Annotated in this window: 8 protein-coding genes, 1 tRNA gene, 2 rRNA genes and 1 other annotated feature (1 of these 12 only partly in view); of the genes, 7 read left to right on the top strand and 4 right to left on the bottom strand. The window is 42.4% G+C overall.

What is annotated here, in order from left to right; genetic code table 11:
- Positions 1-1,539 (top strand): 23S ribosomal RNA (locus A6755_RS01235); it begins 1,394 nt to the left of the window's first position.
- A gap of 64 nt (positions 1,540-1,603) precedes the next feature.
- Positions 1,604-1,719 (top strand): 5S ribosomal RNA (gene rrf / locus A6755_RS01230).
- 81 nt (positions 1,720-1,800) lie between these two features.
- On the opposite strand, the gene A6755_RS01225 is transcribed toward rrf, so the two are convergent.
- Positions 1,801-2,766 carry a YaaC family protein gene (locus A6755_RS01225; RefSeq protein ID WP_063589583.1) on the bottom strand — a complete coding sequence of 322 codons (966 nt, stop codon included), beginning with the start codon at positions 2,764-2,766 and terminating at the stop codon, positions 1,801-1,803.
- Positions 2,767-2,877: 111 nt separating this feature from the next.
- On the opposite strand from A6755_RS01225, the gene guaB reads away from it, so the two are divergent.
- The 4 genes from guaB (at position 2,878) to A6755_RS01205 (ending at position 7,693) form a co-directional block, all read left to right on the top strand.
- Entirely contained in the window at positions 2,878-4,341 is a 1,464-nt protein-coding gene (gene guaB, locus A6755_RS01220; protein ID WP_034316275.1) for an IMP dehydrogenase, read from the top strand.
- A 173-nt stretch (positions 4,342-4,514) separates the two neighbouring features.
- Positions 4,515-5,834, top strand: a complete 1,320-nt coding sequence (locus A6755_RS01215; RefSeq protein ID WP_241638003.1) for a D-alanyl-D-alanine carboxypeptidase family protein — start codon at positions 4,515-4,517, stop codon at positions 5,832-5,834.
- A 69-nt stretch (positions 5,835-5,903) separates the two neighbouring features.
- Positions 5,904-6,128, top strand: a binding site (T-box leader).
- 63 nt (positions 6,129-6,191) lie between these two features.
- A complete protein-coding gene (serS, locus tag A6755_RS01210) occupies positions 6,192-7,469 on the top strand; it encodes a serine--tRNA ligase (RefSeq protein WP_034316273.1) in 1,278 nt (425 codons plus the stop codon).
- A 131-nt stretch (positions 7,470-7,600) separates the two neighbouring features.
- Positions 7,601-7,693: transfer RNA gene (locus tag A6755_RS01205), tRNA-Ser, on the top strand.
- Positions 7,694-7,814: 121 nt separating this feature from the next.
- On the opposite strand, the gene A6755_RS01200 is transcribed toward A6755_RS01205, so the two are convergent.
- The 3 genes from A6755_RS01200 to A6755_RS01190 all read right to left on the bottom strand — a co-directional run bounded on the left by A6755_RS01200 (position 7,815) and on the right by A6755_RS01190 (position 9,849).
- Positions 7,815-8,486 carry a deoxynucleoside kinase gene (locus tag A6755_RS01200; protein WP_034316271.1) on the bottom strand — a complete coding sequence of 224 codons (672 nt, stop codon included), beginning with the start codon at positions 8,484-8,486 and terminating at the stop codon, positions 7,815-7,817.
- On the bottom strand, positions 8,464-9,123 hold the full coding sequence (locus A6755_RS01195; protein WP_063589582.1) for a deoxynucleoside kinase: 660 nt from the start codon (positions 9,121-9,123) through the stop codon (positions 8,464-8,466). Before A6755_RS01195 ends, A6755_RS01200 begins: the two co-directional genes overlap by 23 nt.
- 180 nt (positions 9,124-9,303) lie before the next feature.
- Positions 9,304-9,849, bottom strand: coding sequence for a cysteine hydrolase family protein (locus tag A6755_RS01190; RefSeq protein WP_063589581.1), 546 nt, complete (start codon positions 9,847-9,849; stop codon positions 9,304-9,306).
- Positions 9,850-9,988: 139 nt separating this feature from the next.
- Between A6755_RS01190 and tadA the strand changes: the two genes are divergently transcribed.
- Positions 9,989-10,495, top strand: a complete 507-nt coding sequence (tadA, locus tag A6755_RS01185; RefSeq protein WP_283866896.1) for a tRNA adenosine(34) deaminase TadA — start codon at positions 9,989-9,991, stop codon at positions 10,493-10,495.
- The last annotated feature ends 12 nt before the right edge of the window (positions 10,496-10,507 follow it).

Genomic DNA, 10,507 nt, shown 5'->3' with positions numbered 1-10,507 from the left:
TAAGCCGAGGCCGAAAGGCGTAGGCGATGGACAACAGGTTGATATTCCTGTACCACCTATACATCGTTTGAACGATGGGGGGACGCAGAAGGATAGGGTAAGCGCGCTGTTGGATATGCGCGTCCAAGCAGTTAGGCCGGAAACGAGGCAAATCCCGTTTCCATTAAGGCGGAGCTGTGATGGCGAGGGAAATATAGTACCGAAGTTCCTGATTCCACGCTGCCAAGAAAAGCCTCTAGTGAGATGTAAGGTGCCCGTACCGCAAACCGACACAGGTAGGCGAGGAGAGAATCCTAAGGTGTGCGAGAGAACTCTCGTTAAGGAACTCGGCAAAATGACCCCGTAACTTCGGGAGAAGGGGTGCTTTTTAGGGTGAATAGCCCAGAAAAGCCGCAGTGAATAGGCCCAGGCGACTGTTTAGCAAAAACACAGGTCTCTGCGAAGCCGCAAGGCGAAGTATAGGGGCTGACACCTGCCCGGTGCTGGAAGGTTAAGGGGAGAGGTTAGCGCAAGCGAAGCTTTGAACCGAAGCCCCAGTAAACGGCGGCCGTAACTATAACGGTCCTAAGGTAGCGAAATTCCTTGTCGGGTAAGTTCCGACCCGCACGAAAGGTGTAACGATCTGGGCACTGTCTCAACGAGAGACTCGGTGAAATTATAGTACCTGTGAAGATGCAGGTTACCCGCGACAGGACGGAAAGACCCCGTGGAGCTTTACTGCAGCCTGATATTGAATTTTGGTACAGCTTGTACAGGATAGGTAGGAGCCTGAGAAGCCGGAGCGCCAGCTTCGGTGGAGGCGTTGGTGGGATACTACCCTGGCTGTATTGAAATTCTAACCCGCGCCCCTTATCGGGGTGGGAGACAGTGTCAGGTGGGCAGTTTGACTGGGGCGGTCGCCTCCTAAAGAGTAACGGAGGCGCCCAAAGGTTCCCTCAGAATGGTTGGAAATCATTCGTAGAGTGTAAAGGCACAAGGGAGCTTGACTGCGAGACCTACAAGTCGAGCAGGGACGAAAGTCGGGCTTAGTGATCCGGTGGTTCCGCATGGAAGGGCCATCGCTCAACGGATAAAAGCTACCCCGGGGATAACAGGCTTATCTCCCCCAAGAGTCCACATCGACGGGGAGGTTTGGCACCTCGATGTCGGCTCATCGCATCCTGGGGCTGTAGTCGGTCCCAAGGGTTGGGCTGTTCGCCCATTAAAGCGGTACGCGAGCTGGGTTCAGAACGTCGTGAGACAGTTCGGTCCCTATCCGTCGCGGGCGCAGGAAATTTGAGAGGAGCTGTCCTTAGTACGAGAGGACCGGGATGGACGCACCGCTGGTGTACCAGTTGTCTTGCCAAAGGCATAGCTGGGTAGCTACGTGCGGACGGGATAAGTGCTGAAAGCATCTAAGCATGAAGCCCCCCTCAAGATGAGATTTCCCATGGCGCAAGCTAGTAAGATCCCTGAAAGATGATCAGGTTGATAGGTCAGAGGTGGAAGCATGGTGACATGTGGAGCTGACTGATACTAATAGATCGAGGACTTAACCAACGCTTTTTAAAAAATGAAATACCTTCTTATTATCTAGTTTTGAAGGAACAACGTTCCTTTTATGTTTGGTGGCGATAGCGAAGAGGTCACACCCGTTCCCATTCCGAACACGGCAGTTAAGCTCTTCAGCGCCGATGGTAGTTGGGGGTTTCCCCCTGTGAGAGTAGGACGCCGCCAAGCCATTTAAAAAGATCAGCCATCCGGCTGGTCTTTTTTTGTCGTTTCAGATCAGATCATTTCACCAATATGGTGTTGGAAGGATCAGATGTGGAACCTTTCCGACTTAATCCATTCAAATATTAAAAATGGCACCTTAGCTTGGCTTATTTTAAGGAATTGCACAATGCAAGGGTAATCGTCATTAGGCATGGTTTTCATCAGCTCTGCCCACCATTCTGTTTCATAACGAGCTATTATGCTAAGGTTATAAGAAATCAAATAGTGAATCAAAAGTTCAGGTAATGAAAATGCGGACGAATCTTTATTTAGAGATAGCATGAATTGTCCTTCTGCTAAATTATACCGTATTGGAGATGTGGCATTATGAATGGGAACACCCTCTGTTTTTAAGTGCAGTGTTCCGGGAGCTTCCAAAATACTGTAAATTTGATTCGTTTTAGCTTTCAAAAATTCTTCCAATCGACTGCTGGACATTTGATAGCTATCCAATATGGTTGAAGGCAATTGAAAACCATTGGGAGAGGGTAGCAGGGCGACGAAATTCTTCTTGGAAATGGACCATGTAAAGTTTTGCATATCCGGGATTTCTTTCATAAGTGTACCCATGGAAAACTTTTCACCTTCCAGATGCTTGATATGAAATAACTTCTCGGCGATGCAGGTGAAAAGTCCATTTTTTTGCGTTTTTACTTCATCCTTCAGAAATTCATATTGTTGCTTTTTCTTTTTCCTCGTAGTTACCCCATGGGCAAGCATCGAAGTCGATTCCGGATAGTTAGGATCAATCGTGAGCAGACAAGCCTTTAATAATTGGGCAAATCCATAAAATGTAAGGATTGGTTGAATGGAAAGTGGTGCAATGGCTGCCTGATTATAGTAAGTTTTAGCATGTTCAAGATGGTAAATAAATGGATAACAATTATCATAACTTTTGATTTCCGCTTCTGCTATTTTTTCTTGTGTGTAACATTTTTGTAAAAAAAGTTGAGAGGAAGATGCGGAAAAAAAAGGTGTATATTTATCGAAATTATCATTGTTTTCAGGCATTGCAGCTGTCCTCCGAATTAATAGAATAATCAAACATTTATTTCTCTTCTTGACAGTAGTATGTCCTATTGATAACCTACAAATAATATTTTTAAGCAGGAGGGGAAAATAATGTGGGAAAATAAATTTGCAAAAGAAGGTTTAACCTTTGATGATGTCCTATTAATTCCAGCGAAATCAGAGGTTTTGCCGAAAGATGTCAACCTTCAAGTCAACTTAGCTGAAAACTTAAAGCTCAACCTTCCTATCATCAGTGCAGGAATGGATACCGTGACGGAAGCAGAGATGGCGATTGCCATGGCTCGTCAAGGCGGATTGGGTATCATTCATAAAAATATGTCCATTGAAGCACAAGCTGAACTGGTGGATAAAGTAAAACGTTCAGAAAGCGGTGTAATTACCGATCCATTTTTCTTGACGCCAGATCACCAGGTATTCGATGCAGAGCATTTAATGGGTAAATATCGCATTTCGGGTGTTCCTGTAGTCAACAATATTGAGGATCAAAAACTTGTGGGTATCATTACAAACCGTGATTTGCGATTTATTTCCGATTTTTCCTTGAAGATTTCCAGTGTCATGACTGTTGAGAATCTCGTCACAGCACCAGTAGGAACTAACTTGGAACAAGCAGAGAAGATTCTTCAAAAGTACAAAATCGAAAAGCTTCCTCTTGTAGACGATAATGGAGTTCTTAAAGGACTTATTACGATCAAGGATATCGAGAAAGTCATTGAGTTCCCGAATTCGGCGAAAGATAAGCAAGGGAGATTGCTTGCAGGTGCTGCAGTCGGAGTCACTAAGGATACAATGAAGCGTGTTGAAATGCTTGTTAAGTCCCATGTCGATGCAATTGTACTTGATACTGCTCATGGTCATTCAGAAGGCGTCCTTGAAATGGTGAAGGAAATCCGCGTGACTTATCCTGAATTGACGATCATTGCCGGTAATGTGGCAACAGCTGAAGGGACGAAAGCATTGATTGAAGCGGGAGCCGATGTAGTGAAAGTGGGAATCGGACCAGGGTCAATCTGTACGACTAGGGTTGTAGCCGGTGTAGGTGTTCCACAAATCACGGCAGTCTTCGATTGTGCAACAGAAGCAAGAAAGCATGGTAAAACGATTATCGCTGATGGCGGAATTAAATATTCAGGTGATATCGTTAAAGCCCTGGCTGCAGGCGGACATGCAGTAATGCTTGGCAGTATGCTTGCAGGTGTAACTGAAAGCCCTGGCGAAACGGAAATTTTCCAAGGTCGCCGTTTTAAAGTATATCGGGGTATGGGATCTGTTGCTGCAATGGAAAAAGGATCTAAAGATCGTTACTTCCAGGAAGATAACAAGAAATTTGTTCCAGAAGGCATCGAAGGGCGCCTTCCGTACAAAGGACCTCTTTCAGATACCATTTTCCAACTGATTGGCGGCATTCGTTCAGGTATGGGATATTGCGGTACAGCCACATTGGAAGAGTTGAGAGAAAACTCTCAATTTGTCAAAATGACCGGTGCCGGATTAAGGGAGAGCCATCCACATGATGTCCAAATCACTAAAGAAGCACCGAACTACTCAATGTAATGAATTTAACATATAATCGTCATTAAAATTTATTGTTAAAATAGACAGAGTCTGCGATTACTCTGTCTATTTTTTTTATTTTTTCTGTGATAAACTAGACAAGGTGTCAAGGGATTTACATAAAGTTTCTTCTTTGTTATAGAGATTAGCTTAAAAGTTGGAGGTATTGGAAATTGAAAAAAATCAGCAAGATGACCCTCATTTTCTCTTTTGTTTTTGTTCTTGTTATGTCGCAATTTGCCTATCAACCGGGGGAAGCTGTTGCTGAATCTGATAATTTAGGTTTAAAAGCAGAGGCAGCCATCATAATCGATGGTGAAACGGGACAAATCGTGTATGAAAAAAATGCCGATAAAGTATTAGGGATTGCATCCATGTCTAAAATGATGACCGAGTACATCATAATGGAGTCAATTGAAAATGGGAAAATCAGTTGGGATCAAAAAGTAAAAATAAATAAATATGTACATGACCTTTCAAAAGCACCCAATTTGTCGAATGTTGGGTTAACGGAAGGTGAAGATTATACAGTTAAGGAACTATATCAAGCTATGGCCGTCTATTCAGGAAATGCGGCAACAGTAGCTTTAGCACAGCTAGTTTCCGGAAGTGAAAAGAGCTTCGTTAAGTTAATGAACGAAAAAGCAAAGGAATTAGGCTTGAAAAATCATAAATTCGTTAACGCCAGCGGTTTGAATAACTCCGATTTATTAGGGCAATATCCTTCAGGTGATGAAGATGATGAAAATATCATGACAGCAAAAGATACTGCACTTCTTGCTTATCGTTTAATAAATGATTATCCGGAAGTTTTAAAAATCGCCAGCATTCCTAAATTGAAGTTCCGTGACGGAAAAGAATATCCGAACTTCAACTGGATGCTGCCTGGCCTGATTTTTGAATATAAAGGCGTAGATGGACTAAAGACGGGATCTACCGACTTTGCCGGTTATGGCCATACAGGGACGGTTATCCAGGACGGTCAGCGCTATATCACGGTGGTCATGAAGTCCACTAATAAAAACGAACGTTTTGCAGATAGCACTAAGCTTATGAACTATGCTTATGCTACATTTAAAAAGGAAAAAGTCCTTCCAGCCAACTACCAGGTGAAAGGCAAAGAAACACTTTCAGTAGTGAAAGGCAAGGAAAAAGACGTTAAGATTCAATCTGAAAAAGCAATCGAGCTACTTGTTGAAAATGGTGGGAAAGACAACTATAAAACAGATTTAGTGATCGATAAAAACAAATTGAATGATGATGGTAAGCTGACTGCACCAATCAAAAAAGGTGAAAAGCTAGGCTACATCACAGTCACTCCTAAAAAAGGAGAAGATTACGGGTACATCAACGGCGATCCAGTTAAGGTTAACGTCGTAGCTGCCGAATCCGTTGAAAAGGCAAACTGGTTCGTATTATCAATGCGGGCGGTTGGCGGATTCTTTGGAGACGTTTGGAGCAGTGTGGCTTCCACTGTTAAAGGCTGGTTTTAAGTTTCGCGTATAAAACGGTTGCTAAATGTATAAAATTATAGTACATTATGGAAAACAATTTGATTATATAAGAAAGCAATGACAGGAAATAGTAACAAGTATTTCTTTCTACAGAGAGCCGATGGCTGGTGGAAATCGGTGTGAGAGTTTTGTGAATCCCTCCTGGAGCAGAGTATGGAAAGCCTTTTGGGTCAGTAAATACTTTCGGTTAAAAGCCGTTATCGTGATAAGTGGTAGGCGTTTTTCATACGCCTTCAACTAGGGTGGCAACGCGGGTTAACTCTCGTCCCTTCTTCAGGGGACGGGAGTTTTTTGCGTTCTTTGATAAATCATCAAAAACATTAAGGAGGAACTGAAATGTTGGATTTGAAATATGTAAGAAATAATTTTGAAGAAGTGAAGCGTGTATTGCAATTCAGAGGGGAAGATTTAACTGATTTAGGAAAATTCGAGGAACTTGATGTAAAGCGCCGGACCCTGATTGCTGAAACGGAAAAGTTAAAAAGCCAAAGAAATGAAGTTTCACAGCAAGTGGCCATATTGAAACGGGAGAAAAAAGATGCAGATCAGTTGATTGCGGAAATGCGTGAAGTCGGTGACCGTATAAAAGGTTTCGATGATGAGCTTCGTGAAGTGGAAGCACAATTAGAAACATTACTTCTTTCCATTCCTAATATACCGCATGAAAGCGTGCCTGTTGGTGAGACGGAAGACGATAATGTCGAAATCCGTAAATGGGGGGAGCTACCTGAATTCAAGTTTGAACCGAAACCACACTGGGATGTAGCTGGAGATCTAGGCATCCTGGATTTTGAACGGGCAGCAAAAGTGACCGGAAGCAGATTTGTATTTTATCGGGGTCTTGGTGCTCGATTAGAGCGTGCACTAATTAGCTTTATGTTAGACCTTCATGTTGAGGAACACGGATATGAAGAAATGCTGCCACCATATATGGTGAACCGTGCAAGCATGACCGGGACAGGTCAATTGCCAAAATTCGAAGAGGATGCTTTCCGTATTGAAAGTGATGATTACTTCTTGATTCCTACAGCTGAAGTGCCGGTGACAAATTTCCATCGTGATGAAATCATGAGCACGGACGATCTGCCGATTAGCTATGCGGCATATAGTGCTTCATTCCGTTCAGAGGCAGGATCTGCGGGTCGTGATACGCGAGGGCTAATACGTCAGCACCAGTTCAATAAAGTTGAACTAGTGAAGTTCGTGAAGCCGGAAGATTCCTATGCAGAGTTGGAAAATCTCACAGGTCATGCCGAAAAGGTCCTCCAATTGCTGGGTCTTCCATACCGAGTGCTAAGCATGTGTACAGGAGATCTTGGTTTCACAGCTGCTAAAAAGTATGATATCGAGGTTTGGATCCCGAGCTATGGAACGTACCGCGAAATTTCTTCTTGCAGTAACTTTGAAGCATTCCAGGCTAGACGGGCCAATATTCGCTTCAGACGTGATGCAAAAGGCAAACCGGAACACGTCCATACCCTAAATGGATCAGGTTTGGCAATCGGCCGTACAGTCGCTGCCCTTTTGGAGAATTACCAGCAGGAAGATGGCAGTGTTATCATTCCTGAAGTATTACGTCCATATATGCGCGGTGCGGAAGTCATTAAACCGTAAGTCAAAGGGAATCAGCTTCTGGTTAAAGAGGCTGATTCCCCTTTTTATCAAAGTTTGAAAATTATTTTAAAAAACTTTATAGAGGGCTTGACTTTGATTTTGATTCCATGTAATATAATAAATGTTGATACGGAGGTATACCCAAGTCCGGCTGAAGGGATCGGTCTTGAAAACCGACAGGGGAGTCAAATCCCGCGGGGGTTCGAATCCCTCTACCTCCTCCATAACTTATTAATAACCACAGCGCATAAATTGGATATCGATGAATTCCGTTACAGTTACGTAACGGAATTTTTGTTTTCTAATATATTAAAAAACCACCGGATAACCGGTGGTTTTTTTGTTTTACACATTTCGCAACAACTTGGTTTGCTCCATATATTCGGCAATCCGTTTTATAAGAGGTTCGATACTTGCTTCATCCTGCATAAGATCATATTCGTTTATATTTAATCGAAGGACAGGGCAGGCGTTGAATTGATCAATCCATTCTTCGTAACGGCCGTGCATTTCCTGCCAATATTCAATTGGGGTATGCTGTTCCATTGGACGGCCGCGCTCTTGGATCCGGTTGAGGATATCATCGAGTGAACCTTCGAGATAGATAAGTAAATCAGGGTGCGGGAAGTATGGCGTCATTACCATGGCATTGAAAAGGCTTGTATACGTTTCGTAGTCCACGTCATTCATCGTGCCTTTTTCATAATGCATTTTTGCAAATATCCCGGTGTCTTCATAAATGGAACGGTCTTGGATAAAACCGCCGCCATATTCAAAGATTTTTTTTTGCTCTTTAAAACGTTCAGCGAGGAAATAGATTTGCAGGTGGAAACTCCAACGATTAAAATCATCGTAAAACTTATCCAGGTAGGGGTTCGTATCAACCTTCTCAAATGATGTCCTGAATTGAAGGGCATCGGCTAACGCATTGGTCATGGTCGATTTTCCTACGCCAACCGTCCCTGCTATCGTAATGACGGCGTTGTTTGGAATATTATATTTCTTTCGTAAGTTCATTTGACTTTACTCCTTTGTGCAGGGCATTCTCTATTTGGCTGATTATCGTTTTCAAATCATCCTTGTTCCCGACAAAATCCAGCTCATCTCCGTTGAATGTAAGAACAGGGATGTCAGGGTGCTGTTTCTCGAATGTTTCCATGAATGTTCGATAATCCGCGGATAACTGCTCTAAATAAATGGAGGATATATTTTCTTCGATTTCACGACCTCTTTTACCGATTCGGGAGAGGAGAGTATCAAGGCTTGCGTTTAAATAAATCACCATATTAGGTTCAGGCATATCACGTGTTAAAATATTGAATATCTCAAGGTATTTATTGTATTGTTCGTTCTTTAACGTTCTTTCAGCAAATATCAAGTTCTTGAATATATGATAATCAGCCACTACGGCTTGGTCATTAGTAAGATACTTTTTTTCGATATCTTCCAATTGTTTATAACGGTTACACAGAAAAAACATTTCTGTTTGAAAGCTCCACTCATCAATATCTTTATAGAATTTCCCGAGAAATGGATTTTCATCGACAATTTCCCTTAATAATGAAATTTGAAAATGATCAGCGATAACTTTTGCGAGTGATGTTTTTCCCACGCCGATTGGACCTTCGACAGTGATAAATGGGGTGGATTTCATCCAATCTGTCCTCCTTCATGAGGTATCAAGCTAAAATTCCCGGTCATAGGATTTTCGCCAAGAGATATTGTATCACAGACTTGGGACTTTAGTGACATTTTTGTCAGGTTGATAAAGAAAGAGAATGAAAGAGTGTTAATTGGGGAGGTATGTAGGTTAATGCCTTGTTCGATTGAATGCTTACATGTCTTCACCTTGTTTTATGGATGCCTTGAGAACATGGTTCATCATTTTTAATGCGTAATGATTATCTTCCTTTGATGCAGAAGCTATGCAATCCTTCGGAATCCATAATTTATATTCCCGCATATAGGCATCATTGGCAGTGAATAGCACGCAGATGTTGCCAGCTATGCCAGTAATGATCAGGGTATCCACGTTTAATCGTTTAAGCAGTGTATTGAGTGCCGTCCCATAAAATGCTGAATGCTTCGGCTTGATGAGAAAAAATTCGTCCTGTTGAGGTTTTATTCTTTCAATTAATGAGGCATTACCTTCATTTTTACATTTATCAATAATTTTATCGAAGTCTGCCTGCCATAAATCATAATGATCATTGATATAAATGATTGGAAAACCTTTTTCTTTCATTTGCTTCTTTAATTTCAAGATCGGATCGACGATAAGTTTCGTATGTGCAAGGAGCATATTCCCGTATTTGAAGTCAAAGTCATTGATCATATCAATGATAAGCAATGCAAAGGAAGGCGATTCAGGTCGATTCATGGTATATCCTCCTGTATTGTGAGAATTTACTTGCAGCACATATGCCGAATGCGTTACTATTCATTAGAACAAGTAGTATGACCTTTATTTTGGCTTATATTTGTCTGTTTACTCCTATTTAATATGAGGGGGTTTTTTTTTGAAGGATGATGTTCATTACATGAATTTAGCCTTAGAGGAAGCAAAAAAGGCGCGGCAATTGAATGAAGTGCCGATTGGCGCTTTAATCGTAATAGATGATCAAGTTATTTCGACGGGGCATAACCTGAGGGAAACGGAACAGAATGCGACAGCACATGCGGAGCTCCTTGCAATCAATGAGGCTTGCCGTGCTACTGGCAGTTGGCGTCTTGAAGATGCGACATTATATGTAACGCTGGAACCTTGCCCGATGTGTGCCGGTGCCATCTTGCAATCAAGGGTGAAAAGGGTTGTTTTTGGAGCGCATGACCCAAAGGCTGGCTGTGCAGGCACATTCATGGATTTACTCCAAGATGAACGCTTCAACCATCAATGTGATGTAACCAGCGGTGTATTGGGGGAAGAGTGCGGCTGGATATTGACTTCTTTTTTTAAAGAGCTAAGGGATAGAAAGAAAACGTTGAAAAGAGAGCAGGCACTCAAGCTTGCCGAAGAAAATAAATAAGTGAAAAACGAA

The sequence above is a fragment of the Peribacillus frigoritolerans genome (genome assembly GCF_001636405.1).
GTDB classification, from domain to species: Bacteria; Bacillota; Bacilli; order Bacillales; family DSM-1321; genus Peribacillus; species Peribacillus frigoritolerans.
This window is presented reverse-complemented; position numbering and strand designations above follow the sequence as displayed.